Origin of the sequence: Enterobacter cloacae complex sp. I2, assembly GCF_014896205.1 — a bacterium.
In the GTDB taxonomy this organism is placed as follows: Bacteria; Pseudomonadota; Gammaproteobacteria; order Enterobacterales; family Enterobacteriaceae; genus Enterobacter; species Enterobacter quasihormaechei.
Window position 1 is genome coordinate 148,434 of sequence record NZ_JADBRA010000002.1, and the last position, 25,092, is coordinate 173,525.

At 55.3% G+C, this 25,092-nt stretch carries 27 protein-coding genes; 21 read left to right on the forward strand and 6 right to left on the reverse strand.

The genetic code is table 11. The annotated features are described in order from the left end of the window. Positions 1–3: 3 nt before the first annotated feature. Positions 4–2,025 (forward strand): NADPH-dependent 2,4-dienoyl-CoA reductase, encoded by a 2,022-nt coding sequence (locus IM300_RS02855; protein WP_193035226.1) that lies wholly within the window; start codon positions 4–6, stop codon positions 2,023–2,025. Positions 2,026–2,107: 82 nt separating this feature from the next. Here IM300_RS02855 and rlmG read toward each other — a convergent pair whose 3' ends face one another. Next, a complete protein-coding gene (gene rlmG / locus IM300_RS02860; protein WP_193035228.1) occupies positions 2,108–3,244 on the reverse strand; it encodes a 23S rRNA (guanine(1835)-N(2))-methyltransferase RlmG in 1,137 nt (378 codons plus the stop codon). 83 nt (positions 3,245–3,327) lie between these two features. Between rlmG and IM300_RS02865 the strand changes: the two genes are divergently transcribed. The 4 genes from IM300_RS02865 to sstT all read left to right on the forward strand — a co-directional run bounded on the left by IM300_RS02865 (position 3,328) and on the right by sstT (position 7,618). Continuing rightward, a complete protein-coding gene (locus IM300_RS02865; protein WP_063451100.1) occupies positions 3,328–3,831 on the forward strand; it encodes a YgjP-like metallopeptidase domain-containing protein in 504 nt (167 codons plus the stop codon). Positions 3,832–3,901: 70 nt separating this feature from the next. Next, on the forward strand, positions 3,902–4,900 hold the full coding sequence (locus tag IM300_RS02870) for a Gfo/Idh/MocA family protein (RefSeq protein ID WP_063867643.1): 999 nt from the start codon (positions 3,902–3,904) through the stop codon (positions 4,898–4,900). A gap of 252 nt (positions 4,901–5,152) precedes the next feature. Then, positions 5,153–6,118, forward strand: coding sequence for a TerC family protein (locus IM300_RS02875; RefSeq protein WP_063867641.1), 966 nt, complete (start codon positions 5,153–5,155; stop codon positions 6,116–6,118). Between the two features lie 258 nt (positions 6,119–6,376). Beyond that, positions 6,377–7,618, forward strand: coding sequence for a serine/threonine transporter SstT (sstT, locus tag IM300_RS02880; protein WP_112792111.1), 1,242 nt, complete (start codon positions 6,377–6,379; stop codon positions 7,616–7,618). 86 nt (positions 7,619–7,704) lie between these two features. Here the strand turns inward: sstT and IM300_RS02885 are convergent, their stop codons facing one another. Together IM300_RS02885 and uxaC are read right to left on the reverse strand one after the other, a co-directional pair. Further along, a complete protein-coding gene (locus IM300_RS02885) occupies positions 7,705–9,192 on the reverse strand; it encodes a UxaA family hydrolase (protein WP_112792112.1) in 1,488 nt (495 codons plus the stop codon). A 16-nt stretch (positions 9,193–9,208) separates the two neighbouring features. Then, positions 9,209–10,621 carry a glucuronate isomerase gene (gene uxaC, locus IM300_RS02890; RefSeq protein ID WP_107533925.1) on the reverse strand — a complete coding sequence of 471 codons (1,413 nt, stop codon included), beginning with the start codon at positions 10,619–10,621 and terminating at the stop codon, positions 9,209–9,211. A 475-nt stretch (positions 10,622–11,096) separates the two neighbouring features. Here uxaC and IM300_RS02895 point away from each other — a divergent pair, with 475 nt between their 5' ends. The 12 genes from IM300_RS02895 to IM300_RS02950 all read left to right on the forward strand — a co-directional run bounded on the left by IM300_RS02895 (position 11,097) and on the right by IM300_RS02950 (position 18,962). Continuing rightward, entirely contained in the window at positions 11,097–12,395 is a 1,299-nt protein-coding gene (locus IM300_RS02895) for an MFS transporter (protein WP_063451094.1), read from the forward strand. Between the two features lie 180 nt (positions 12,396–12,575). Further along, positions 12,576–13,352, forward strand: a complete 777-nt coding sequence (gene exuR, locus IM300_RS02900; protein WP_063451093.1) for a transcriptional regulator ExuR — start codon at positions 12,576–12,578, stop codon at positions 13,350–13,352. Positions 13,353–13,693: 341 nt separating this feature from the next. After that, on the forward strand, positions 13,694–14,356 hold the full coding sequence (gene yqjA, locus IM300_RS02905; protein ID WP_022649475.1) for a DedA family general envelope maintenance protein YqjA: 663 nt from the start codon (positions 13,694–13,696) through the stop codon (positions 14,354–14,356). A 2-nt stretch (positions 14,357–14,358) separates the two neighbouring features. Then, complete coding sequence (mzrA, locus tag IM300_RS02910) at positions 14,359–14,742, forward strand: EnvZ/OmpR regulon moderator MzrA (RefSeq protein WP_063867631.1); 384 nt, start codon at positions 14,359–14,361, stop codon at positions 14,740–14,742. A gap of 143 nt (positions 14,743–14,885) precedes the next feature. Continuing rightward, positions 14,886–15,254, forward strand: coding sequence for a DUF1090 domain-containing protein (locus tag IM300_RS02915; RefSeq protein ID WP_063451091.1), 369 nt, complete (start codon positions 14,886–14,888; stop codon positions 15,252–15,254). A 29-nt stretch (positions 15,255–15,283) separates the two neighbouring features. After that, positions 15,284–15,589, forward strand: coding sequence for a YqjD family protein (locus tag IM300_RS02920; protein WP_003862645.1), 306 nt, complete (start codon positions 15,284–15,286; stop codon positions 15,587–15,589). 2 nt (positions 15,590–15,591) lie between these two features. Continuing rightward, positions 15,592–15,990 carry a phage holin family protein gene (locus IM300_RS02925; RefSeq protein WP_003862647.1) on the forward strand — a complete coding sequence of 133 codons (399 nt, stop codon included), beginning with the start codon at positions 15,592–15,594 and terminating at the stop codon, positions 15,988–15,990. Continuing rightward, entirely contained in the window at positions 15,987–16,283 is a 297-nt protein-coding gene (locus IM300_RS02930; protein ID WP_193035230.1) for a YqjK-like family protein, read from the forward strand. The genes IM300_RS02925 and IM300_RS02930 overlap by 4 nt, the downstream gene beginning before the upstream one ends. A gap of 253 nt (positions 16,284–16,536) precedes the next feature. Continuing rightward, a complete protein-coding gene (locus IM300_RS02935; protein ID WP_063867629.1) occupies positions 16,537–16,929 on the forward strand; it encodes a DoxX family protein in 393 nt (130 codons plus the stop codon). A 72-nt stretch (positions 16,930–17,001) separates the two neighbouring features. After that, on the forward strand, positions 17,002–17,988 hold the full coding sequence (locus IM300_RS02940) for a glutathione S-transferase family protein (RefSeq protein ID WP_112792114.1): 987 nt from the start codon (positions 17,002–17,004) through the stop codon (positions 17,986–17,988). Positions 17,989–18,093: 105 nt separating this feature from the next. Further along, a complete protein-coding gene (locus tag IM300_RS02945) occupies positions 18,094–18,456 on the forward strand; it encodes a DUF805 domain-containing protein (RefSeq protein ID WP_193035232.1) in 363 nt (120 codons plus the stop codon). Positions 18,457–18,611: 155 nt separating this feature from the next. Further along, the gene (locus tag IM300_RS02950; RefSeq protein WP_193035234.1) at positions 18,612–18,962 is read left to right on the forward strand and encodes a DUF805 domain-containing protein; all 351 of its coding nucleotides are present in this window, start codon (positions 18,612–18,614) and stop codon (positions 18,960–18,962) included. 40 nt (positions 18,963–19,002) lie between these two features. Here the strand turns inward: IM300_RS02950 and yhaJ are convergent, their stop codons facing one another. Continuing rightward, entirely contained in the window at positions 19,003–19,905 is a 903-nt protein-coding gene (gene yhaJ / locus IM300_RS02955) for a DNA-binding transcriptional regulator YhaJ (protein WP_003862655.1), read from the reverse strand. A gap of 104 nt (positions 19,906–20,009) precedes the next feature. Between yhaJ and IM300_RS02960 the strand changes: the two genes are divergently transcribed. Continuing rightward, the gene (locus tag IM300_RS02960) at positions 20,010–20,711 is read left to right on the forward strand and encodes a pirin family protein (RefSeq protein ID WP_063451087.1); all 702 of its coding nucleotides are present in this window, start codon (positions 20,010–20,012) and stop codon (positions 20,709–20,711) included. A gap of 47 nt (positions 20,712–20,758) precedes the next feature. On the opposite strand, the gene IM300_RS02965 is transcribed toward IM300_RS02960, so the two are convergent. Then, entirely contained in the window at positions 20,759–22,060 is a 1,302-nt protein-coding gene (locus tag IM300_RS02965; RefSeq protein WP_193035236.1) for a serine dehydratase subunit alpha family protein, read from the reverse strand. A gap of 20 nt (positions 22,061–22,080) precedes the next feature. Next, on the reverse strand, positions 22,081–23,412 hold the full coding sequence (locus IM300_RS02970; protein ID WP_193035238.1) for an amino acid permease: 1,332 nt from the start codon (positions 23,410–23,412) through the stop codon (positions 22,081–22,083). A gap of 349 nt (positions 23,413–23,761) precedes the next feature. On the opposite strand from IM300_RS02970, the gene IM300_RS02975 reads away from it, so the two are divergent. From IM300_RS02975 to IM300_RS02985, 3 genes are read left to right on the forward strand one after another with little or no spacing between them, the layout of a single operon-like run. Continuing rightward, the gene (locus IM300_RS02975; protein WP_193035240.1) at positions 23,762–24,211 is read left to right on the forward strand and encodes an STM2901 family protein; all 450 of its coding nucleotides are present in this window, start codon (positions 23,762–23,764) and stop codon (positions 24,209–24,211) included. A gap of 2 nt (positions 24,212–24,213) precedes the next feature. Then, entirely contained in the window at positions 24,214–24,531 is a 318-nt protein-coding gene (locus IM300_RS02980) for a DUF1493 family protein (protein ID WP_193035260.1), read from the forward strand. A 21-nt stretch (positions 24,532–24,552) separates the two neighbouring features. Beyond that, positions 24,553–25,038, forward strand: coding sequence for a type VI secretion system tube protein TssD (locus tag IM300_RS02985; RefSeq protein WP_193035242.1), 486 nt, complete (start codon positions 24,553–24,555; stop codon positions 25,036–25,038). Positions 25,039–25,092 lie beyond the last annotated feature (54 nt).

Sequence of the window (25,092 nt, forward strand, 5' to 3'; positions counted from 1 at the left end):
ACTATGAGCCGCTATCCGTCGCTATTCGCCCCCCTCGATCTGGGGTTTACCACCCTCAAAAACCGCGTGTTGATGGGCTCGATGCACACCGGGCTGGAGGAGCGTCCGGACGGGGCTGAACGTCTGGCGGCCTTCTACGCCGAGCGCGCGCGCCACGGGGTGGCGCTGATTGTCACCGGCGGCGTAGCCCCTGCCCCTTCCGGCGTGCCGATGGGGGGCGGTGCAGTTCTGAATGATGCGACACAGCTGCCGCATCACCGCATTGTCACGGACGCGGTGCATAACGAGGGCGGCAAAATCGCCCTGCAAATTCTGCATACCGGGCGCTACAGCTATCAGCCAAAGCTGGTTGCGCCATCGGCTATTCAGGCGCCGATTAACCGCTTTACCCCTCACGCCCTCAGCCACGACGAGATCCTGGCGCTGATCGACGATTTTGCCCGCTGCGCCGCGCTGGCACGTGAGGCGGGCTACGACGGCGTGGAGGTGATGGGCTCTGAAGGCTATCTGATTAACGAGTTCCTCGCCGCCCGCACCAACCAGCGCGACGACGAATGGGGCGGTGATTATGCCCGCCGGATGCGTTTTGCCGTGGAGGTGGTACGTGCGGTGCGTGATCGTGCGGGTGCGGATTTTATTATTATCTTCCGCCTGTCAATGCTCGACCTGGTGGAAGGCGGCGGCACGTTCGACGAAACCGTGCAGCTGGCGCAGGCGATCGAGGCCGCAGGCGCCACGATTATCAACACCGGAATTGGCTGGCACGAAGCGCGCGTTCCGACCATTGCCACACCGGTGCCGCGCGCGGCGTTCAGCTGGGTAACGCGCAAGCTGAAAGGCAAAGTTTCCGTTCCGCTGGTCACCACTAACCGCATTAACGATCCGCAGGTGGCGGACGATGTGATCTCACGCGGCGATGCCGATATGGTCTCAATGGCGCGTCCGTTCCTCGCGGATGCCGAACTGCTCTCTAAAGCGCAAAGCGGCCGTGCGGATGAGATCAACACCTGCATCGGCTGCAACCAAGCCTGTCTGGATCAGATCTTCGTTGGCAAAGTCACCTCATGCCTGGTAAACCCCCGCGCCTGCCATGAAACCAAAATGCCGGTCGTCCCGGCGGTCAGTCAAAAACGCCTGGCCGTCGTGGGTGCCGGCCCCGCTGGCCTGGCGTTTGCGGTCAATGCCGCCACGCGCGGGCACCGCGTGACGCTGTTTGATGCCGCCGGTGAAATTGGCGGGCAGTTTAATATCGCCAAACAGATCCCCGGCAAAGAGGAGTTCTATGAAACCCTGCGCTATTACCGCCGGATGATCGACCTGACGGGTGTTGATCTGCGGCTTAACCAGTTTGTCAGCGCGGCGGATCTCATCGACTTCGACGAGGTGATCCTCGCGAGCGGGATCGCCCCGCGCACGCCTGCGATCGAGGGCATCGATCATCCGAAGGTGTTGAGCTATCTGGACGTACTGCGCGATAAAGCGCCCGTTGGTGAAAAGGTGGCGATTATCGGCTGCGGCGGGATCGGCTTTGATACCGCGATGTACTTAAGCCAGCCGGGCGAGGCCACCAGCCAGAACATCGCCGAGTTTTGCGTGGAATGGGGCATTGATACCAGCCTCAGTCAGTCCGGGGGCCTGCGCCCGGAAGGTCCACAGCTGCCGAAAAGCCCGCGTCAGATCGTGATGCTCCAGCGTAAGGCCAGCAAGCCGGGCGAAGGGCTGGGCAAAACCACGGGCTGGATCCACCGCGCCACCCTGCTCTCACGCGGGGTGAAGATGATCCCGGGGGTGAGCTACCAGAAGATCGACGACGACGGGCTGCACGTGCTGATCGGCGCTGAACCGCAGCTGCTGCGCGTGGATCATGTGATTTTATGTGCCGGACAGGAGCCGAAGCGCGATCTGGCCGATCCGCTGCGCGAAGCCGGTAAAACGGTGCATTTGATTGGCGGGTGCGATGTGGCGATGGAGCTGGATGCGCGGCGGGCGATTGCGCAGGGGACAACATTGGCATTAGCGATTTGATTTCTTGCCCGGTGGCGCTGCGCTTACCGGGCCTACAAAACCGTAGGCCTGTGCAAGCGCAGCGCCGCCAGGCAAAACCATCTTACCGACGACGCCCCAGCTTCACCGCTTTCAGCACCACAAACTTGTTGTTCGTCGCAATGGTGACGCAGTTACCGAAGATCTTTTTCAGCTTGTGGAAGTAGTCCAGGTGGCGGTTCGCCACGATGTACAGCTCGCCGTTGATTTTCAGGCAGCGGCGCGCGTGGTGAAACATCTCCCACGCGACGTTATCCGTCAGGGCGTGTTTCTGGTGGAACGGCGGGTTGCAGAACACGGCGTTAAAGCGGAAAGGCTCTATGCCGGAGAGCGCGTTGTTAATCATAAACTCGCAGCGATCCAGCGCGTCCGGCATGTTGGTTTCCACGTTCAGACGGCTGGAGGCCACCGCCATCGGCGACTCGTCGCTGAACACCACGCTGGCGTCCGGGTTCTTCGCCAGCAGCGTCAGGCCAATCACCCCGTTGCCGCAGCCCAGATCGACAATTTCCCCTTCCAGATTTTCCGGCAGATGTTCCATAAAGAAACGCGCCCCGATGTCCAGACCGGTGCGTGAGAAAACGTTCGCATGGTTGTGGATGGTCCAGTCGGTGCCTTCCAGCTTCCAGCTCAGGGTCTCCGGCGCGTCGGCCAGTTCCGGCGCGCTAAAGGTACAGTTGATCAGGCGCGCTTTTTTCCAGGCCAGCGTGGTGGTGGTCGGGCCGAGCACTTTCTCGAACAGCTCCAGCGTCGAGGTGTGAATATCGCGCGCCTTCGCACCCGCGATAATACGCGTTTCTGGCGTCACGACCTTACGCAGCGCGCGCAACTGCTGTTCCAGCAGCGCCATGGTTTTGGGCACTTTGATCAGCACCACGCCCGGCGCCTGCGGGTAGTCCGCGGTGCTGTCGAGGAACTTCACGCTGGATTCGTCGATATCGTTGTGACGCAGGTTTTCACGCGTCGCCAGCTCGCTCAGGTAAGAATCGCCGATGCTGTAAGGTGTGTGTTCCGCCAGCGCGCAGCCCAGCGCGCCAAACGCGTCATTCAGGATCAGAACCGGGCCGCGGATTTCAGTCTCATCCAACTGTTGCAGCAGATATTCATCCGCCGCTTCCCACGCCTGAAGCGGGTTTACGTCGTCCGTTTCCGGGAAACGTTTAAGGTTGAGTGAACGGAAACCGTTGTCTAAGTGGCTCATCGGCCCTCCTGAATGGTAAAATTTGGCGTATCCCTGAAAAGGGTGCGTGAGTATACCCGTTTTATTGTCGATTTGGGGCGTTGATGAACCAACTTACTTATCTCCAGGGCTATCCGGAGCATTTACTTTCCCAGGTTCGCAGCCTGATTGCCGAGCAGAAGCTCGGCGCGGTGCTGGAAAAACGCTATCCCGGCACCCACGATTTCGCGACCGATAAGGCGCTCTGGCAGTATACGCAGGATCTGAAAAACCGTTATCTCAGAAGCGCCCCGCCGATCAACAAGGTGATGTACGACAACAAGATCCACGTGCTGAAAAATGCGCTCGGCCTGCACACCGCCATCTCCCGCGTGCAGGGCGGCAAGCTGAAGGCTAAGGCGGAGATCCGCGTGGCGACCGTTTTCCGTAACGCGCCGGAAGCCTTTCTGCGGATGATCGTGGTACACGAGCTGGCGCACCTGAAAGAGAAAGAGCACGACAAAGCCTTCTATTCCCTGTGCTGCCATATGGAGCCGCAGTACCACCAGCTGGAGTTTGATACCCGGCTGTGGCTGACGCATTTATCGTTAAAGAGTAATGCGCAGTAGCGCACGCGAAATGTCATGATGACGTGCTACAGTGGTTTTAAGTTCCCTGCTACGGAGTACGTAAACGTTTATGATACGTTTCGCAGTCATCGGTACGAACTGGATCACGCGCCAGTTCGTCGACGCCGCCCACGAAACCGGCAAATATAAGCTCACCGCAGTCTATTCCCGCAGCCTTGAGCAGGCGCAGAGTTTTGCGAATGACTACCTGGTTGAACATCTGTTCACCTCGCTCGATGAGATGGCGCAAAGCGACGCCATTGACGCGGTCTATATCGCCAGCCCGAATTCTCTGCATTTCCCGCAAACGAAGCTGTTCCTCAGCCACAAAAAGCACGTGATCTGCGAGAAGCCGCTGGCCTCGAATATTGAGGAAGTGGAAGCCGCCATTCAGCTTGCCCGGGAAAACCAGGTGGTGCTGTTTGAAGCGTTCAAAACCGCCAGTCTGCCGAACTTCCTGCTGTTGCAGCAGTCCCTGCCGAAAATTGGCAAAGTGCGTAAAGCTTTTATTAACTACTGCCAGTATTCCTCGCGCTACCAGCGCTATCTGGACGGCGAAAACCCGAATACCTTTAACCCGGCCTTCTCGAATGGCTCAATTATGGATATCGGTTTTTACTGTCTGGCCTCTGCGGTCGCGCTGTGGGGTGAGCCGCACGGCGTGACGGCCACCGCCAGCCTGCTGGAAAGCGGCGTGGACGCCCACGGTATCGTGGTGCTGGACTACGGTGATTTCAGCGTGACGTTGCAGCACTCGAAGGTCAGCGACTCCGTACTGCCAAGCGAAATTCAGGGCGAAGACGGCTCGCTGGTGATCGAAAAAATCTCTGAATGCCAGAAGCTCAGCATCGTCCCGCGCGGCGGAAAAGCGCAGGAGCTGACGCAGCCTCAGCATATTAACACTATGCTTTATGAGGCAGAGGTCTTCGCCCGTCTGGTAGAAGACAACGAAGTGAACCACCCTGGGCTGGCGATCAGCCGCACCACGGCGAAGCTGCAAACGGAGATCCGCCGACAGACCGGCGTAGTCTTCCCCGCAGACGGCGTGAATGTGGAAGCCGTCGCGTAAAGCTGTGTAATGAAACCGTGCAGAGCGTTGACGAAATCGATGGTCTGACATATTTTGTTACCTGCAAAGGGGAGTAACTTCTTCGCCGGTGGATCGTCATTACGATGCGTGCAAAACCGCATCCGGTCGCCGGGCAACCTTCATGGTTGTAAGTGAGACCTTGCCGGAAGGCGAGGTCTATGCATAAAAAGCTAACGGCTATCGTCTTCTGACCATAGCCGTTTTTGTTTTTTTATGTGTAAGGAAAATAGTATGCATTCTGTCGGCACTCCAATGCTGTGGGGCGGATTCGCGGTAGTCGTGCTCATCATGCTGGCAATCGACCTCTTTTTGCAGGGTCGTCGCGGCGAGCATGGCATGAGCGTCAAGCAAGCCGCCGTCTGGTCGCTGGTATGGGTATCCCTCTCACTCCTCTTCTGCGCCGTCTTCTGGTGGTACCTGGCCTCAACCGAAGGCCGTGCGGTGGCGGATCCTCAGGCACTCGCCTTCCTCACCGGCTATCTGATTGAAAAAGCGCTGGCGGTTGATAACGTCTTCGTCTGGCTGATGCTGTTCAGCTATTTCGCCGTGCCTGCGGCCCTGCAACGCCGCGTGCTGGTCTACGGCGTGCTGGGTGCCATCATCCTGCGTACCATCATGATCTTCGCCGGCAGCTGGCTGATTACCCAGTTCGAATGGCTGCTGTACGTGTTCGGCGCGTTCCTGCTGTTCACCGGGGTCAAAATGGCGCTGGCGAAAGAAGACGATACCGGTATCGGTGACAAGCCGCTGGTGAAGTGGATCCGTGGTCATCTGCGCATGACGGACAAGATCGAGAGCGAGCATTTCTTCGTGCGTAAGAACGGCCTGCTGTTCGCCACCCCGCTGCTGCTGGTGCTGATTCTGGTCGAGCTGAGCGACGTTATCTTTGCGGTGGACAGTATTCCGGCAATCTTCGCGGTCACCACCGACCCGTTCATCGTCCTGACCTCGAACCTGTTTGCGATCCTCGGCCTGCGTGCGATGTACTTCCTGCTGGCAGGGGCGGCAGAGCGCTTCTCCATGCTGAAGTACGGTCTGTCGGTGATTCTGGTCTTCATTGGTATCAAGATGCTGATTGTCGATTTCTACCATATCCCGATCGCCATTTCGCTCGGCGTGGTGTTTGGCATTCTGCTGGTGACGCTGGTTATCAATACCTGGGTTAACCGCCAGCACGATAAAAAGCAGCAGGTTTAGTGCATATTGCCCGGTGGCGCTGCGCTTACCGGGCCTACACGGACCCAATTCTTAGGCCGGGTAAGCGTAGCGCCACCCGGCCTTTCCGTTAATCAATAGTTAAAAAACATGACGCAACACGTAAAATCCAGCATTTTACTCTTCCGCCTTTCCCCGCTTTCCTTGATACTCAACCAGGCAAACAAATATTTACATCCTGAAATAAATGTGACTTAGAGCACATCCAGGATGGAACACAATTTCACTTAGGAATTTAGTATGAGCACACAATCTAAGGGCCTGCTTGCGCGTCTGACGCAGGGCAGCCTGGTTAAACAAATCCTGGTAGGGCTGGTTCTGGGTATTCTGCTGGCGCTGGTGTCAAAACCTGCCGCGGAAGCAACAGGGCTTCTCGGAACGCTTTTCGTGGGCGCGCTGAAGGCCGTTGCGCCGGTGCTGGTACTGATGCTGGTGATGGCTTCTATCGCCAATCACCAGCACGGACAAAAAACCAACATTCGCCCGATTCTCTTTTTATATCTGCTGGGCACGTTTTCTGCTGCGCTGACCGCAGTGGTCTTTAGCTTCCTCTTCCCCTCCACGCTGCATCTGACATCTGCGGCGGGCGACGTTACGCCGCCTTCAGGCATTGTGGAAGTGCTGCGCGGCCTGCTGATGAGCATGGTTTCTAACCCCATTGATGCCCTGCTGAATGCCAACTACATTGGCATCCTGGTGTGGGCGATCGGCCTGGGTTTCGCCCTGCGTCACGGCAACGAAACGACGAAAAATCTGGTCAACGACATGTCCAACGCCGTGACCTTTATCGTGAAGGTCGTGATTCGCTTTGCGCCTATCGGTATCTTCGGCCTGGTGTCGTCTACCCTGGCCACAACCGGCTTTGACGCGCTGTGGGGCTACGCGCAGCTGCTGATGGTGCTGGTCGGCTGCATGCTGCTTGTGGCGCTGGTGATCAACCCGCTGCTGGTGTTCTGGCAGATCCGCCGTAACCCGTATCCGCTGGTGCTCACCTGCCTGCGCGAGAGCGGCGTATACGCCTTCTTTACCCGCAGCTCGGCGGCAAACATTCCGGTCAACATGGCGCTGGCGGAGAAGCTGAACCTGGATCGCGATACCTATTCGGTTTCAATTCCACTGGGTGCAACCGTGAACATGGCGGGTGCGGCGATCACCATCACCGTGCTGACGCTGGCGGCCGTGCATACGCTGGGTATTCCGGTCGATCTGCCAACCGCCCTGCTGCTGAGCGTGGTGGCATCGCTGTGCGCCTGTGGCGCCTCCGGCGTGGCGGGCGGCTCGCTGCTGCTGATCCCGCTGGCGTGCAATATGTTCGGTATCCCGAACGAGATTGCCATGCAGGTGGTCGCGGTCGGCTTTATTATCGGCGTATTGCAGGATTCCTGCGAAACGGCGCTGAACTCCTCTACCGACGTGCTGTTCACCGCTGCGGCCTGTCAGGCGGAAGACGCGCGTTTAGCGAAGAATGCCCTGCGAGGTTAAAAAGAAAAGCCCGGTGGCGGCTACGCCTTACCGGGCCTACAGAATATCGTATGTCGGGTAAGCGTTAGCGCCACCCGACATAACGCTTACAGCGTCACACCACTCTTAAAGAGCGCCAGCTCGCGGAAGTCGTTCTTCTCGTTACAGGTTTGCTTGCCGCTGGCGATTTCCACGATGACATCAACAAATTCATCGAGCAGCTGCGGCATCGCCTTGCCGTGGATCAGCTGGCCCGCGTCAAAGTCGATCCAGTGCTTTTTCTTCGCCGCCAGTTCGCTGTTGGTGGCGATTTTCACCGTCGGCACAAATCCGCCGTACGGCGTACCGCGCCCGGTACTGAACAGCACCATGTGGCAGCCCGCCCCCGCCAGCGCACTGGTGGCGACCGCGTCGTTACCCGGCGCGCTCAGCAGGTTCAGACCATGGGTTTTCAGCCGTTCGCCGTAGCGCAGCACATCCACCACCTGGCTGGCCCCGGCTTTCTGAGTGCAGCCGAGGGATTTCTCTTCCAGCGTGGTGATGCCCCCCGCTTTGTTACCCGGCGACGGGTTCTCATAAATCGGCTGGTTATGGGCGATGAAGTACTGCTTGAAGTCGTTGACCATGGTGACGGTCTTCTCAAACGTCTCTTCGTCGCGGCAGTGGCTCATCAGAATGCGCTCCGCGCCAAACATCTCCGGCACTTCGGTCAGCACCGTGGTGCCGCCGTTGGCAATCACGTAATCCGAGAAGCGGCCCAGCATTGGGTTAGCCGTAATGCCGGAAAGACCGTCAGATCCGCCGCACTCCAGGCCAAACTTCAGCTCGCTCAGCTTGCCCGGCTCGCGGCTGTCGTGGCGCATCACCTCATACAGCTGATGCAGCTGTTCAACGCCCGCTTCCACTTCGTCGTCCTGGTGCTGACACACCATAAAGTGCACGCGCGCAGGGTCGAATTCCCCCAGCGTTTCGCGGAAGGCATCCACCTGGTTGTTCTCGCAGCCCAGGCCGATCACCAGCACCGCGCCCGCATTCGGGTGGCGCACCATGTTTTGCAGCATGGTGCGGGTGTTGATGTGGTCGTCACCCAGTTGCGAACAGCCGTAGGTGTGGCTGAACAGGTGCACGCCGTCGGTGCCTTCAGCATCGTTGGTCTCTTTCAGGAAGCGCGTCTGGATTTGACGCGCGATCCCGTTCACGCAGCCGACGGTAGGAAGGATCCACAGCTCATTGCGGATCCCCACCTCGCCGCTGGCGCGGCGGTAGATCTGTACCTCACGATCGGCCGCCTGTCCTTCTTCTGGCTGGAAGTCAGGTTGATAGCTGTACTCGTCCAGATCGCTGAGATTGGTGCGGGTATTGTGCGAATGAATATATTCACCCGGCGCAATATCCGCCAGCGCATGACCGATGGGCAAACCGTACTTCACCACGTTCTCCCCTTTCGCGATGGGGATCAGGGCAAACTTATGTCCACGTCCAATGGCCTGGCGTAACGTTACCGACTGGTTGTCGAAGGTAACTTCCGTCCCTTCGGCTAAATCTGCCAGCGCGACGGCAACGTTATCCAGCGAATGGATTTTGATGTATTGCATATCAACCTCAAACGGCCTAGTTCAGTTCAATGGCGAAGTAGTCACGCGCATTGTTAAAGCAGATGTTTTTCACCATTTCGCCCAGCAGCTGGATATCCGCTGGCGCTTCACCCGCGTGCACCCAGCGGCCAATCATCTGGCACAGAATGCGGCGGAAATATTCATGACGGGTATAGGACAGGAAGCTGCGGCTGTCGGTCAGCATACCCACGAAGCGGCTTAACAGACCGAGCTGCGCCAGCTGCGTCATCTGACGTTCCATGCCGTCTTTCTGATCGTTAAACCACCAGCCGGAGCCGAACTGCATCTTGCCCGGCATGCCTTCCCCCTGGAAGTTGCCGATCATGGTGCCCAGCACTTCGTTATCGCGCGGGTTCAGGCAGTAAAGAATGGTTTTCGGCAGCAGGTTTTGCTCGTTCTGTTTGCTCAGCAGCTTAGACAGCTCTTCCGCCAGCGGGCGGTCGTTGATGGAGTCGAAGCCCACGTCCGCGCCCAGCAGTTTGAACTGACGCTGGTTGTTATTACGCAGCGCGCCGATGTGGTACTGCTGCACCCAGCCGCGACGGGCATATTCCGCGCCGAGGAACACCAGCACCGCCGTTTTGAACTGGGCGACTTCATGCTCGCTTAACTGTTCGCCGGAGAGACGACGCGCCAGAATGCTGTCCAGTTCGGCTTCGTTGGATTCCGCGAACAGCACCACGTCCAGCGCGTGGTCAGACACTTTACAGCCGTGTGCGGCGAAGTGATCCAGACGTTTGGTCAGCGCAGATTGCAGATCGGCAAAACGGCGGATGTCGGTATCAGACACTTCCGCCAGTTTCGCCATGTAGTCGTTAAAGGTTGCCAGCTCGATGTTGAAGGCTTTATCCGGGCGCCAGCTTGGCAGCACCTTGATGTCAAACGTGCTGTCCTTCGCGACAACCGCGTGGTGCTCCAGGGAGTCGATCGGATCGTCGGTGGTGCCCACCATTTTCACGTTCATCTGCTTCATGATGCCGCGCGCCGAGAAGCTATCCTGCGCCAGCAGTTCGTTGCACTGGTCCCAGATTTCATCCGCAGTGGCGGGAGACAACAGCTTACCAGTGATACCAAACGGACGACGCAGTTCGAGGTGCGTCCAGTGGTAAAGCGGGTTCCCGATGGTGTGCGGCACGGTAGCGGCCCAGGCGTCGAACTTCTCGCGATCGGTGGCGTCACCGGTACACAGGCGCTCGGCCACGCCGTTGGTGCGCATTGCGCGCCATTTATAGTGGTCACCCTTCAGCCAGATATCATACAGGTTTTTGAAACGGTAATTTTCGGCAACCTGCTGCGGCGGTAAGTGGCAGTGGTAGTCGAAAATCGGCTGGTCTTTCGCGTAGTCGTGGTACAGGCGGCGAGCAAATTCGGTATCTAACAGAAAATCTTCGGTCATAAACGGCGTCATTATCGTCTTCCTCATTACGGGAGCGTCAGAAAGCTTATGTTCAGATGCTGCAAAGTTATCACACCAATTTCCAGAGTCCGACGTTTTTTTCGTGAGTTAGATCAATAAACGTCGACAAATAAATTACCCTCAAAGGGGTAAACCCTCCTGCAAGCCGCGCCATATCTGGCTTTGCGCGCGTCGCTTAATGACCACACAAAGATTCACACTTTTGTGATGTCACTCACCTTTTAAAGTTGTATGACAAGTTATCTTTTCGCCGTCGCAAACTATAAGCCGACGGAATGCATTACCGGTGTTTGATACATCGGATTTAACGGTACGGAAGCCGACTTAGCACGATTATTTATGGCAAGGTTCGGGCCGTTCCGGGACAGGTTCCCGGTTACGCCCCTCCCGTTACAGAACAGCTCCCGGCAACGGTTGAGTTGTTGCCGTGTCCCGACACGGAAATAACATAACGATGAGGTTTTACATGCGTAAAATTAAAGGGTTACGTTGGTACATGATTGCACTGGTGACGCTCGGCACCGTGCTGGGCTACCTGACACGTAACACCGTGGCAGCAGCGGCGCCAACGTTGATGGAAGAGTTGCACATCTCCACGCAGCAATACTCTTACATCATTGCGGCCTATTCTGCCGCTTACACCGTAATGCAGCCTGTTGCAGGTTATGTTCTTGATATTCTGGGTACAAAAATTGGTTACGCCTTCTTCGCCGTTGCCTGGGCCGTGTTCTGCGGCGCGACCGCACTGGCAGGCAGCTGGGGCGGTCTGGCGCTGGCGCGTGGCGCGGTAGGTGCCGCCGAAGCGGCGATGATCCCCGCAGGTCTGAAAGCCAGCTCTGAGTGGTTCCCGGCAAAAGAGCGTTCCATCGCGGTGGGTTACTTCAACGTGGGTTCATCCATCGGGGCGATGATTGCGCCGCCGCTCGTGGTGTGGGCTATCGTGATGCACAGCTGGCAGATGGCGTTCATCATCTCCGGGGTGCTGAGCTTCGCCTGGGCCATGGCGTGGCTGATCTTCTACAAGCACCCGCGCGACCAGAAAAAGCTGTCTACCGAAGAACGTGACTACATTATTAACGGCCAGGAATCTCAGCATCAGACCGATAACGGCAAAAAGATGTCTGTCTGGCAGATCCTGGGCACCCGTCAGTTCTGGGGTATCGCCCTGCCACGTTTCCTGGCAGAGCCGGCCTGGGGTACGTTCAACGCCTGGATCCCGCTGTTCATGTTTAAAGTTTACGGCTTTAACCTGAAAGAGATCGCGATGTTCGCCTGGATGCCAATGCTGTTTGCTGACCTGGGCTGTATCGTCGGCGGCTACCTGCCACCGCTGTTCCAGCGCTGGTTTGGCGTGAACCTGATTGTCTCCCGTAAGATGGTGGTGACCATGGGCGCACTGCTGATGATCGGCCCGGGTATGATCGGCCTGTTCACCAGCCCTTACGTGGCTATCGCGCTGCTGTGTATCGGGGGCTTTGCTCACCAGTCCCTGTCTGGCGCGCTGATTACGCTCTCTTCCGACGTGTTTGGCCGTAACGAAGTGGCCACCGCCAACGGCCTGACCGGTATGGCCGCCTGGACAGCGAGCACGATGTTTGCCCTGGTGGTCGGCGCGCTGGCGGATACCATCGGCTTCAGCCCGCTGTTCGCGGTACTGGCTATCTTCGACCTGCTGGGTGCGGTGGTTATCTGGACGGTGCTGAAAAGCAAATCCGCCGACGAGCTGGCGAAAGAGTCCCTTGGGGGACCGGCGACGCAGAGTTAGCGTTGTTGTGCCGGGTGACGCTACGCTTACCCGGCCTACAAAACCCGTAGGCCCGTGCAAGCGAAGCGCCGCCGGGCATTTAAAGGCCGCTGAGTAGCGGCTTTTTTAATGGCGAAATCTGGAGACTGGCACGCAAAAGTGGTATAACAAATCAATCGCCGTACCCAGCCTGGAGCGCATATGGAAATCACCGAATCACGTCGTTTATATCAACAACTTGCCGCCGAGCTGAAAGATCGCATCGAGCAAGGTGTCTATCTTGTCGGTGATAAACTGCCCGCCGAGCGTTTCATTGCGGATGAAAAAAGCGTCAGCCGCACCGTGGTGCGCGAAGCCATCATCATGCTGGAAGTGGAAGGCTACGTTGAGGTTCGCAAAGGTTCCGGCATTCACGTTATTTCCAACCAGGCCAAACACTCCCCCGCCCCGGACGAAAGCCTGGAATTTGCCAGCTACGGCCCCTTTGAGCTTCTCCAGGCTCGCCAGCTGATTGAGAGCAACATTGCGGAATTTGCGGCGACGCAGGTGACCAAGCAAGACATCATGAAGCTGATGGAAATTCAGGACCACGCGCGTAAAGAAAAATGCTTCCGCGATTCCGAATGGGACCTGCAATTCCACGTCCAGGTTGCCCTTGCGACTCAAAACACGGCGCTGGCGGCAATCGTTGAAAAAATGTGGACTCAGCGCGTTCACAACCCGTACTGGAAGAAATTGCACGATCACATTGATTCCCGCACGGTAGACAACTGGTGTGACGACCACGACCAGATCCTCAAGGCGCTGATTCGTAAGGATCCGCATGCGGCAAAACTGGCGATGTGGCAGCATCTGGAGAACACCAAACAGATGCTGTTTAATGAAACCAGCGATGACTTCGAATTTAACGCTGACCGCTATCTTTTTGCCGATAATCCGGTGGTTCACCTCGATACTGCGACCAATCTCGCAAAATAAGCCTTCGTTCTGCCGGCAGGCGCACCGCCGCGCCTTCCGGCCAGACAGGGTAAGAAAACCTCTATAGTGTCAGCCTTTGTAAAATCTCTCGCTCCCCTCCGTGGCTTACGCCAAAATCGTGTTTCCCCTCAAATTCTGTGACGCAGAACGTCGGGCTTTGTTACAATTGGATTCACTTCGTTATTTTGTAAGTTAGTGCTTGCTAACCAGCCAATTAACAGGGAACAGTGTTGGCCACACCTCAATGTGTCCGCGAGCGACCATAATGAAATCATAACAATGTCGCCGTGCTGTTTTCCCGAATGACAGGCGTGACGTTAACCGATTTCCAGGAACACTGAATGGAACTTTTGACCCAACTACTGAATGCCCTCTGGGCTCAGGATTTCGAAACGCTGGCCAACCCATCCATGATTGGCATGCTCTACTTTGTGTTATTTATGATCCTGTTCCTTGAGAACGGCCTGCTGCCTGCCGCCTTTTTACCGGGCGACAGCCTGCTGGTGCTGGTTGGGGTGCTCTGTGCAAAAGGGGCGATGGCTTTCCCGCAAACGGTCTTGCTTTTGACCATTGCCGCCAGCCTGGGTTGCTGGGTGAGTTATATTCAGGGGCGATGGCTGGGCAACACGCGGATCGTCCAGAACTGGCTTTCACATCTTCCGGCACATTACCACCAGCGAGCCCACCACCTGTTCCATAAGCACGGGCTTTCCGCCTTGCTGATCGGCCGCTTTATCGCCTTTGTGCGCACCCTGCTGCCCACCATCGCGGGCCTGTCTGGCCTCAGCAGCGCGCGCTTCCAGTTCTTTAACTGGATGAGCGGCTTGCTGTGGGTTCTGATCCTGACCACGCTCGGCTACGCGCTCGGGAAAACGCCGGTCTTTATGAAGTATGAAGACCAGCTGATGTCTTGCCTGATGCTGCTGCCGGTCGTTCTGCTGGTGTTTGGCCTGGTCGGTTCACTGGTTGTACTGTGGAAGAAGAAATACGGAGCCAGGGGTTAACGATGGTTATCTCCCCGCTCGCCCTGCGTCGTTTCTCTTACGCCATCGTTGCGCTGATGATGTTCAGCGCCCTCATTCTGCTGTGGTCTGCGCTACAGCATCAGGAATCGACGCTGGCTATCCGTCCTGTGAATCAAGGAACCAGCGTGCCGGATGGTTTTTCCATCTGGCATCATCTGGACGCAAACGGGATCCGCTTTAAGAGCATCACGCCGCAAGACGATGTCCTGCTGATAAAATTTGACTCCAGTGCGCAAAGCGCCGCGGCGAAAGCGGTGCTGGACCGAACGCTGCCGCAGGGTTACATCATCGCGCAACAGGACGATGACAGCCACGTCGCCTCCTGGATGTCACGGCTACGCGACACGTCGCATCGGTTTGGTTAACGACTAATATTCCGAATATTTTCACCTACTTTGGTGAAACTCCCGTTTACTTACTATGCTTAAGTACGCGGAGCACCCCTCAGATGTTCTCCGCAAAGTTCTGGAACACGGCTTACGCCGTAACACAATGGAAGGTTTCTATAATGAAATACCGCATCACCCTTGCTCTGGCCCTTTTTTCTTTAAGCACAGCTTCCTTCGCGATGTCTCTTTGTCAGGAGAAAGAAAAGGATATCCAACGCGAAATCAGTTATGCCGAGAAGCATAACAATCAGCACCGGATCGACGGTCTGAAAAAGGCGTTGAGCGAAGTGAAAGATAATTGTACGGACAGCAAGCTGCGTGCCGATCATCAGGAAAAAATCGCTGAACAGAAGGACGAGATAGCCGAGCGCCGTCAAGACCTGCAAGAAGCGAAAGAGAAAGGTGATGCGGAAAAAATTGCCAAGCGCGAGAGGAAGTTGCAAGAGGCGCAGGACGAACTGAAAGCGCTGGAAGCTCGCGATTATTGAGTTAACGGAAATCTCAACAGGAGAGAATCATGTCAAAAGATACAACTTCAGAAAATCTGCGCGCTGAACTGAAATCCCTGGCGGACACCCTGGAAGAGGTGTTGAACTCTTCTGCCGATAAATCGAAAGAAGAAGTGAGCAAACTGCGCAGCAAAGCGGAGCAGGCGCTGAAAGAGAGCCGTTACCGTCTGGGTGAAACCGGCGACGCGCTGGCGAAACAGACCCGCGAAGCGGCTGCGCGCGCAGACGAATATGTACGTGATAATCCATGGACGGGTGTAGGTATTGGCGCCGCAGTGGGTGTGGTGCTGGGTGTCCTGCTGACGCGTCGTTGATTATGGAAGATCCACGTCACGCACAAGGGCCTGCTAAAAACGTCCTCGGCATCGGCCAGCGTATTCTTACGACGCTGGTCGGGATTGCCGAAACGCGCGTCCGGCTTGCGGTAGTGGAGCTGGAAGAGGAGAAAGCCAACCTCTTCCAGATGCTGCTCATGCTCGGGCTTACGATGCTCTTTGCCGCGTTTGGCCTGATGAGCCTGATGGTGTTAATCATCTGGGCTATCGATCCACAGTATCGTCTGAACGCAATGATTGCCACAACCGTGGTTCTGCTGGTTGCAGCGCTGATAGGCGGTATCTGGACCCTGCATAAAGCGCGCACCTCGACCTTCCTGCGCCACACGCGTCAGGAGCTGGCCAACGACCGCGCCCTGCTGGAGGATGATAAGTCGTGAGCGACAAAGCCGAACGTCAGAAGCGTAAAGCGTATCTGCTGAGCCAGATCCAACAGCAGCGGTTGGATCTGTCCGCCAGCCGACGCGACTGGGTTGAAGCCACGCATCGGTTTGACCGGGGCTGGAACACTGTTCTGAGCCTGCGCTCATGGGCGCTGGTCGGCAGCAGCGTAATGGCGGTCTGGTCGGTTCGGCATCCTAATATGCTGATCCGCTGGGCACGCCGCGGCTTTGGTGCCTGGAGCGCCTGGCGTCTGGTGAAAACTACGCTGCGTCAGCAGCAGCTGCGCTAGCCTTCTCCCCGGGTGGCGCTGCGCTTACCCGGCCTACGGTAAAAAGTAGACCGGGTAAGGCGTAGCCGTCACCCGGCAACATCTCTTCATGCTCCCTTACTCAATATCTTTGAAAAAGATTGACAGTTTTCCTTGCTAACAATTGCCACCCGCCCCGTTTACACTCCTCTCCATCGACAGCAAAGACGCGGTATCTACCCGATTTTGCAAGCAAATAACGTTTAGCCGCTGATGTGGTTTCCTGGAGAGTAAAATGAAAAAATTAGAAGATGTTGGTGTACTGGTAGCGCGTATTCTGATGCCAATTCTGTTCATCACCGCGGGCTGGGGCAAAATCACCGGTTATGCGGGTACCCAGCAGTATATGGAAGCGATGGGCGTGCCGGGGTTCCTGCTGCCACTGACTATCCTGCTTGAGTTCGGCGGCGGCCTGGCGGTGTTGTTCGGTTTCCTGACCCGCACCACGGCGCTGTTCACCGCAGGCTTCACCCTGCTGACGGCGTTCCTGTTCCACAGCAACTTTGCCGAAGGCGTGAACTCCCTGATGTTCATGAAAAACCTGACCATTGCAGGCGGCTATCTGCTGCTGGCCATCACGGGCCCTGGCGCTTACAGCATCGACCGTCTTCTGAATAAGAAGTGGTAAGCACGCTATACTGATTAAATTCAAAGCGAGGAGACATCTCCTCGCTTTTGCTATCTGACGGAGGAGTAAAAAATGGGACAACTCGTAGACGGCGTCTGGCAGGATGTCTGGTATGACACCAAATCCACCGGCGGACGCTTTAAGCGCTCTGTTTCGGCCTTCCGTAACTGGCTGACCGCCGACGGCGCACCCGGCCCGAGCGGCGAAGGGGGCTTCGCGGCGGAGAAAGATCGTTATCATCTGTACGTTTCTCTCGCCTGCCCGTGGGCGCACCGCACGCTGATTGTGCGCAAGCTTAAAGGCCTGGAATCGTTAATTCCGGTTTCGGTGGTGAACCCGCTGATGCTGGAAAACGGCTGGACCTTTGACAGCGATTTCCCTGCCGCGACGGGTGATGAACTTTATCACCACGATTTCCTGTATCAGCTCTATCTGCGCGCCGATCCGCACTACACCGGACGCGTAACCGTACCGGTGCTGTGGGACAAGAAAAACCAGACGATCGTCAGCAATGAATCCGCTGAAATCATTCGCATGTTCAATACCGCGTTTGACGCGCACGGCGCCCGCGCCGGGGATTATTATCCGGCGGAGCTGCGCGAGAAAATTGACGAGCTGAACGGCTGGATCTACGACAACGTGAACAACGGCGTCTATAAGGCCGGTTTCGCCACCAGCCAGGAAGCCTACGACGAAGCGGTCGGAAAAGTCTTTGAATCCCTGGAGCGTCTGGAGCAGATCCTCGGCCAGCATCGTTATTTAACCGGCGATCGTCTGACCGAAGCGGACATCCGCCTGTGGACGACGCTGATCCGCTTTGATCCGGTTTACGTCACCCACTTCAAGTGCGACAAGCATCGCATCAGCGACTATCTGAACCTGCACGGTTTCCTGCGCGACATCTATCAGATGCCCGGGATTGCGGAGACGGTCGATTTTGACCATATTCGCACCCACTATTTCCGCAGCCATAAGACCATCAACCCAACGGGCATCATCTCCATTGGCCCGTGGCAGGATCTGGATGAACCGCACGGGCGCGACGTGCGTTTCGGATAATTATTTAGGGAATCAATTGATTCCCTTTTTTAATTCACAGCATACATCTATCCTTACCTCGATCGATTAGAAAACAAGTGATTGACTGATTAAGAGGCAAGGAAAATGGACTGGTATTTAAAAGTACTGCGCAACTACGTTGGATTTGGTGGCCGCGCCCGCCGCAAAGAGTACTGGATGTTCGTTCTGGTGAACTTCGTCCTGATTATGGTGCTGGGCATTGTGGACAAAATCCTCGGCTGGGAGCGAGAGGGGGGTGAAGGCATACTCACCACCATTTATGGTGTGTTAGTTCTGCTGCCTTCATGGGCCGTGCTGTTTCGTCGTCTCCACGACACCGATCGTTCGGCGTGGTGGCTGCTGTTGCTGTTGATCCCGCTTATCGGCTGGATCGTGATTTTGATTTTCAACTGTCAGAGCGGAACGCCGGGCGAAAACCGCTTTGGTCCGGATCCTAAACGAGATTAATCATGCTTGCGCAGTGACGTTGAGGATAAGAGGATCCTTAAAAGTGTTCGCTATTCTGAAATAGCGTTACCGCGCTTTACCCTACAGTAGCGCTAACCTATGATCTTTTCCGCTCAATGAAGAAGCATTTAATACAAAAGGAAAGGATTGAATTCATGGGTTGGTACTTAAAAGTATTAAAAAAGTATTTTGTTTTTCGTGGTCGCGCATGTCGTAGGGAATATTGGATGTTCTCCCTGGTCAGTTTCCTTATTACATTACTTTTAGCACTTCTGCATATCATATTGGATTTGCACTTTGATATTCAGGGCATATATCAGCTTCTTGTCTTGATTCCGGCTATTGCGCTGGCTTCTCGACGACTGCACGATACCGGCCGAACTGCATGGTGGTTATTATTGTCTATTATTCCCCTGATTGGCTGGCTGATTTTGCTTTTTTTCTTCTGCAAGCAGGGCAATCCGGGCGAAAACCGCTTTGGTCCGGATCCTAAGACAAGCGCGTAAATTCTGCCCGGTGGCGCTTACGCTTACCGGGCCTGCACGCTTATTTGTTGTGATGCGCAAAGAGCTTGGGTATTTCTCGTAAACACCACGATTTGGCTTCGCCCATGCTGTCACGGCGCCACGCCATAATAATGTCCACTTCGCTGGTGTATTCCGGGCTGACCACGCGCAGCCGCCCCTCAGCAATATCCTTTTCGACGAACGGATACGGCATGGTCGCCACGCCCAGCCCGGCGAGCAGCGCCTGGCGCTTATCTTCCAGCGACGTGACCGTTAGACGCGGCTGTTTATCCAGCAGCTGAACCGTCAGAACCGGACGCTCGCGCGCGGTATCCGCCACCGCCACGCCGCGGTACTTCACGCGCGTCACTTCAGAGAGCGGCTCCGGCTCCTGGTGAATCGGGTGATCCGGCGCGGCGACGTAGACGTTCATCACGCTGTAAAGTTTGCGCGAGTTGATTTCTGACGATGAGCGGAAATGCATGTCCGGCGCAATGACGATATCCGCCCTGCCCGTCTCCAGCCGCTCCCACGCCCCGGCCAGCACCTCGGTGATGATCGACAGCTGGGTATTGGCTTTTGCGGCCAGGCGGTCCACCAGCGGGAACAGCGCCTCGGTGGGCACCAGCGCTTCGGTCACTAGCGTCAGATGGGTTTCCCAGCCGCGGGCCAGCGCCTCGGCGTCCGTCGTCAGCTTATCCGCCGCTTCCAGCAGCACGCGGCCGCGTTCCAGCAGCATACGCCCAACGTTGGTGAATTTTGTTCGATGACCGGAGCGATCGAAGAGCACAACATCCAGCTCCTCCTCCAGCTTTTGCATGGTATAGCTCAGCGCAGACGGAACGCGCCCCAGTTCATCTGCCGCGGCGGCAAAACTGCCACGCCTGTCAATCGCGTCCATGACGCGAAGCGCCTCAAGCGTCAATGCTCTCTCTTTAGCCATCTCGTTCTCATTCAGGAAATTTGAACATACCGGGCAGAATATCTGGCTAACAATGCAGCGTCCATACCTTTACCATTGATTTAGTGTAAAGAGAGGTCAAGTTTATGATTACGACAAGAACAGCGAAACAGTGCGGACAAGCCGATTTCGGTTGGTTGCAGGCCCGCTACACCTTTTCCTTTGGACACTACTTTGACCCTAAACTCCTTGGTTACGCTTCACTGCGCGTACTGAATCAGGAGGTGCTCGCTCCGGGCGCGTCCTTCCAGCCGCGCGCGTATCCGAAAGTCGATATCCTGAACCTGATCCTGGAAGGCGAGGCAGAATACCGCGATAGCGAGGGCAATCATGTCCAGGCAAAAGCTGGCGAGGCGCTGTTAATTTCTACGCAGCCCGGTATTAGCTATAGCGAGCATAACCTCAGCAAAGACAAAACGCTGACCCGCATGCAGCTGTGGCTGGATGCCTGTCCGGAGCGGGAAAATCCCCTGGTGCAAAAGATCGACCTGAAGGGCGATAAACAGCAGCTGATTGCCTCGCCAGACGGCAGCAAAGGCAGCTTGCAGTTACGCCAGCAGGTATGGCTGCACCATATTGAACTGAAAAAAGGTGAACAGGTGAGCTTCCAGCTTCATGGCCCGCGCGCCTATTTACAGTCCATTCACGGCACGGTACATGCGGTAACGCATACGGAAGAGAAAGAAGCACTCACCTGCGGTGACGGGGCGTTTATTCGTGATGAAGCGAATATCACCCTGGTGGCAGATACGCCGCTGCGCGCGCTGCTGATTGATTTGCCGGTTTAAAAAAAACCTCACCATAGCCCTCTCCCCAATGGGGAGAGGGGAAATTTTTACACCTTACTCGCCATAATCTCAATAATCTGCCGGTCCGTTGCCTGCATTGAGCGACACGCCAGCGCGCACAGGTTAGAGATAGACTGTTCCACGTCGTGGGCCACAATCCCCTCGTTACCCGTCACGGCTGTATCATCCAGCGCCATCATCACGGCTTTCCAGGCGCTGGTGACGCTGGTCGAGACCTTCATGGCGCAGCTGTTAGACGCCCCGTCGCAGATCATCCCGCTGACATCACCGATCATACTGCCGATGGCCATGGAAATGGTCTGGTAAGAACCGCCCATTAGCCACGCCATTCCCGCCGCAGCGCCCATCGCCGCCGTCGTCGCCGCACACAGCGCGGACAAACGCGGAAGCTGGTAATGGATGTAGATAGCCGACAGATGCGAGAGCATCAGCGCCCGCGCCAGCCGTTCGTCATCGGCCTGAACGTGCTCAGCCACAACCACCACCGGCATGGTAGCCGTAATCCCCTGATTCCCGGAGCCCGAGTTGCTCATCGCCGGCAGCGTCGCGCCGCCCATGCGAGCATCCGAAGCCGCGCTGGTGCGGATAACGATGTCTGAACCCAGATCCTGCCCCATCCATCCGCGTGCGCGCTGTTTATTGAGCGTCGCGCCAACGTGCAACCCCCACTTCCCATTGAGCCCTTCACGAGAGAGCGCATCGTTCAATTGCCCTGCTTCCAGGATAAAGCGGATCGCCTCGAACGGCACCTGCTCCACAAACTCCAGGATCTGCGAGAGCGTGGTGTTTGACAGTACCGCCAGCGGATCGTTACTTACCTCGGTCTGCCGATCGTCAAACCTGAAGCGCGTTTCGCCCTGACAAACCACCTCCACCACGCGGGTATGCCCGCCGGCGATAGTCACCATCGCCGAGGAATCTCCAGCGTACACGCAGGCACGTGAATAAAGGATCTCATCGCACGGCTCCTGCAATTTCACCTGCACCAGGCCTGCTTTGAGCATGGCTTTGGCGCGCGTTAGCGCCTCGGCAGAAGCGTCTTTCAACACCTCCAGCCCGGCGTGGGCATTACCGCCCGTCGCGCCCAGCGCCGCCGCGATGGGTAAACCGACCATGCCGGTGCCGGGCACCGTTACGCCTAGCCCGTTTTTCATCAGGTTTGGCGATACCCACGCCTCAATACGCGTCACCTCACCGGAAAGCTCTCCGGCAGCCATCGCACAGGCCAGCGCCAGTGAGACGGGTTCGGTACACCCCAGCGCAGGCTTTACCTCCTCCTGCACGGCGCGAATAAAATGGTTCCATAAAGGATTAATTTGCTCAGACATCGTTACGACCTTATTTAACCTCATGAGAAGGCGAGGAAAGGAGAAACACAAAGCAGCAGCCCGGTAATTACAATAATCACCAGCGACACGCCTTTATATTTATGAAGGGCGGGCACTTTGTAGACCAGCCACGCCGGAATTAAGCAGCCCACCATCCCGAAAATAGGGCTACAGATGGAGGTGAAGCTCAGCACCGGCGCGTTTAACACAATCGCGCTCCAGGCCAGCAGGATAGCGAACAGCATGATCCCGCGCTGGACGGTGCTTTCATTAATACGTTCAGCCGGCATTTTGCGGCGCAGGATATTCATCACGATGCCCTGCGTCGCTTCACGAAAGCCCAGGTAGACGCCGAAGAAGGCAGTCATGACGGCAAAGATATTGAGAACCACGCTGACGATTTTGACCCAGCCCGCGCCGTCGCCGCTGATAAACTGCGCCGCGATTGCCAGGGCGGAAATATTCTGCTCGTAGGCTTTTACCGCCTCGTCGTGCCCCATCGCCAGGGTGAAAGAGACGGCATAGAAAAAGACCGTCACAAACAGTATGCCAAAGGCGATATTCATCGCCCGCAGCGCCTTATGACGCGCCACCTCAACGGATTTTTCCCGCGAACGATAGGAAATCACCATCGGGCTTAACGTCTGGATAAACAGAATGGAGGTTAAGGTGAAAGGCAGCGTAATTATGGCGTTTTTAATCAGCAGCCCCATCGGCGGCAGCATACCGACGTTGGCTAAATGCCAGAGGCCGATCATCGAAAGCCCCAGCGCCGCCACCACAAATAATTTGGTCAGCACCATCAGGCTGGAGACTTTAAACAGCAGCTTTTCACCGCGCGACGAAATGGCGACCAGAATGCAGATCAGGAATAATCCGTAGAAGGGATTTTCCGACAGCAACCCCTCGGTGACGCCGAAGGTGTGCAAATAAGATGCGCTGTCGTTGGTGATAGCCGTGGAATAAACAAACATCCAGATGACCAGCATCACGAAATAAAGTGCACCCAATAAGATGCCCCAGTTTTTACCTAAATAACCGCTAATCACGCTCGGGTAGTCTTTACATTCCGGGGATTCCGCCAGCGTATTAATAAATAATCGCTGGAAGAGGTACATGGCCGGATAGCCAATTATCGACGAGAGCAAAAAGACCCACAGCCCTATTAATCCAACCTGTACCGGAAGAAAAACGATACCCGCGCCGATAGCCATCCCGATACTCATGATGACCCAGCCCGTATCGGTGCTGTCGAATTTGATCGCCTCTCGCCATTCGCTTTCGCTCATTCCCGCCCGCCTTGCCGCAGGGGAATCACTCACAATCACACTGCTGTTTGTTGCCATATTCATTGGGCACTCGCTTATTTTGTAGGGTAAGTAATTGTTTTTATGTGGTTCCGATCGCCAGCGATTGCGAGTCAGAGAGTGCAGGTGTGTGTTATTGGTATGGGAAGATCATATCCGTAGCGCGGGAGAAAAAAGTCACAATCTTTATGCGGCCTTCCTGAATTTAGAGAAAAAAGCGCCTCATTTTTAATGATAGTTGGTAAAAAATTCTAAAAGTGACGCATTTCACAGAATCACTATGTTTAGGAAATGGATCTTTTTTAGGAATTTATAAAGATGATTGTTCTACTTTCAGCCTGCAAATTTTTATACGATAGCATCACTGAAACCACTCTATTATTATGGCTATGATATGGATACCGTTGAAGAGCTCAATGGAACATACTTCTATAAAGGTATATGTAATATCTCGGCGTCTGAGTTATTTTTTTGGATTTTCCTTGACACTACCGATGAACAGTTCGGTGGATTAAAAGATGCAGTAATGATGGCTACTATGATCCTTGGTTTACCTATACTTGAGACCAGAACAAAGCCAGAAACGGCTACTATAGGTACTTCCGTAGCTTCTAAGTATCTTCGGGATCTTCTGAATGTACAGCTACCACACCGATTACCTACGATTACACTCGCAAGCTTTAAATACCGAAAACCAATGTATACCAAAAACTTAGGTGCATTCATTGGTCGATGGATCCCTGCATTGGGGATAACCATACTTGCTGCTGATCTTGCAACGATAAGTTACAAAACACTCTCACGATATAATACGATTGCTCACCCTAAAGATCGGATTTGGTGAATATGAATAGTGAAAATGATGTTTTGAAGTTCTTCAGGGAAAATTTACCAGAACAGGGAACATTTACGGGCAAGAGGATCCCGCTCGAGTTAGACGATGTTCTACAGGATTACACCGATCTGGATGATATCGTTTATGCCATTGAGATATTTGAGAAAAACTATCTTATCAATGTGCCCACGCAAAACTATTTCCCATGGACTCAAACCTGGTTTTTCAGAAAATGGTTTACGCAAGAACCCGTTAAACAAATATCAAAACCATTAACCGTAAGAATGTTTGCTGAGGCGGTAAAAGCAGGCACATGGATCCACCACTGATTTTCGAAAGGAGCATGATTTATGGCTGTACCGGTTCATATTTGGTTTTTTGACGATGGCGGCTCACTTATTAAGGGTTCAAGTGATGTACAGGATCGGGAAGGGAGTGTTGAAATTAGAGGGTTAACCCATAATTTAAGTATTCCAACAGATCCTCTTTCCGGGAGATTAACCGGAACGCGCAAACATGCCCCTTTCTTGTTCGAGAAGGAGATAGATAGTTCATCTCCGTATCTTTATAAGGCTGTGGCTACAGGGCAAAACCTAAAAAAAGTTGAGATAAGATATTATCGAATTAACGATGCGGGAAGGGAAGTTGAATACTTCAGAACTGAACTGGAAGGTGTAAAGGTCGTATCAATCTCCCCTATTGTTAACGATACACGTAACTGTCCCGGTACGGGCCATCTTGAATCCATTCAGTTGAGATACGAAAAAGCAATTTGGACTTACTGCGACGGCAATATTCAGTTTTCTGATGCATGGAATGAACGAGCATCTACATGATTTTCAGCAGACAAAAAAGCCCCCTTATCTGAAGGGGGCGGATTATTTGGCCTG

Excerpts from the sequence above, each read along its gene's own strand:
- IM300_RS02965 (WP_193035236.1), bottom strand. The coding sequence starts at position 22,060 with ATGTCTGAGCAAATTAATCCTTTATGGAACCATTTTATTCGCGCCGTG.
- IM300_RS02915 (WP_063451091.1), top strand. The coding sequence starts at position 14,886 with ATGAAATACCGCATCACCCTTGCTCTGGCCCTTTTTTCTTTAAGCACA.
- IM300_RS02970 (WP_193035238.1), bottom strand. The coding sequence starts at position 23,412 with ATGAATATGGCAACAAACAGCAGTGTGATTGTGAGTGATTCCCCTGCG.
- IM300_RS02920 (WP_003862645.1), top strand. The coding sequence starts at position 15,284 with ATGTCAAAAGATACAACTTCAGAAAATCTGCGCGCTGAACTGAAATCC.
- IM300_RS02960 (WP_063451087.1), top strand. The coding sequence starts at position 20,010 with ATGATTACGACAAGAACAGCGAAACAGTGCGGACAAGCCGATTTCGGT.
- IM300_RS02925 (WP_003862647.1), top strand. The coding sequence starts at position 15,592 with ATGGAAGATCCACGTCACGCACAAGGGCCTGCTAAAAACGTCCTCGGC.
- IM300_RS02985 (WP_193035242.1), top strand. The coding sequence starts at position 24,553 with ATGGCTGTACCGGTTCATATTTGGTTTTTTGACGATGGCGGCTCACTT.
- IM300_RS02875 (WP_063867641.1), top strand. The coding sequence starts at position 5,153 with ATGCATTCTGTCGGCACTCCAATGCTGTGGGGCGGATTCGCGGTAGTC.
- IM300_RS02865 (WP_063451100.1), top strand. The coding sequence starts at position 3,328 with ATGAACCAACTTACTTATCTCCAGGGCTATCCGGAGCATTTACTTTCC.
- rlmG (WP_193035228.1), bottom strand. The coding sequence starts at position 3,244 with ATGAGCCACTTAGACAACGGTTTCCGTTCACTCAACCTTAAACGTTTC.
- sstT (WP_112792111.1), top strand. The coding sequence starts at position 6,377 with ATGAGCACACAATCTAAGGGCCTGCTTGCGCGTCTGACGCAGGGCAGC.
- yhaJ (WP_003862655.1), bottom strand. The coding sequence starts at position 19,905 with ATGGCTAAAGAGAGAGCATTGACGCTTGAGGCGCTTCGCGTCATGGAC.
- IM300_RS02940 (WP_112792114.1), top strand. The coding sequence starts at position 17,002 with ATGGGACAACTCGTAGACGGCGTCTGGCAGGATGTCTGGTATGACACC.
- uxaC (WP_107533925.1), bottom strand. The coding sequence starts at position 10,621 with ATGACGCCGTTTATGACCGAAGATTTTCTGTTAGATACCGAATTTGCT.
- IM300_RS02895 (WP_063451094.1), top strand. The coding sequence starts at position 11,097 with ATGCGTAAAATTAAAGGGTTACGTTGGTACATGATTGCACTGGTGACG.
- yqjA (WP_022649475.1), top strand. The coding sequence starts at position 13,694 with ATGGAACTTTTGACCCAACTACTGAATGCCCTCTGGGCTCAGGATTTC.
- IM300_RS02975 (WP_193035240.1), top strand. The coding sequence starts at position 23,762 with ATGGATACCGTTGAAGAGCTCAATGGAACATACTTCTATAAAGGTATA.
- IM300_RS02885 (WP_112792112.1), bottom strand. The coding sequence starts at position 9,192 with ATGCAATACATCAAAATCCATTCGCTGGATAACGTTGCCGTCGCGCTG.
- IM300_RS02870 (WP_063867643.1), top strand. The coding sequence starts at position 3,902 with ATGATACGTTTCGCAGTCATCGGTACGAACTGGATCACGCGCCAGTTC.
- IM300_RS02980 (WP_193035260.1), top strand. The coding sequence starts at position 24,214 with ATGAATAGTGAAAATGATGTTTTGAAGTTCTTCAGGGAAAATTTACCA.
- IM300_RS02950 (WP_193035234.1), top strand. The coding sequence starts at position 18,612 with ATGGGTTGGTACTTAAAAGTATTAAAAAAGTATTTTGTTTTTCGTGGT.
- exuR (WP_063451093.1), top strand. The coding sequence starts at position 12,576 with ATGGAAATCACCGAATCACGTCGTTTATATCAACAACTTGCCGCCGAG.
- IM300_RS02945 (WP_193035232.1), top strand. The coding sequence starts at position 18,094 with ATGGACTGGTATTTAAAAGTACTGCGCAACTACGTTGGATTTGGTGGC.
- mzrA (WP_063867631.1), top strand. The coding sequence starts at position 14,359 with ATGGTTATCTCCCCGCTCGCCCTGCGTCGTTTCTCTTACGCCATCGTT.
- IM300_RS02855 (WP_193035226.1), top strand. The coding sequence starts at position 4 with ATGAGCCGCTATCCGTCGCTATTCGCCCCCCTCGATCTGGGGTTTACC.
- IM300_RS02935 (WP_063867629.1), top strand. The coding sequence starts at position 16,537 with ATGAAAAAATTAGAAGATGTTGGTGTACTGGTAGCGCGTATTCTGATG.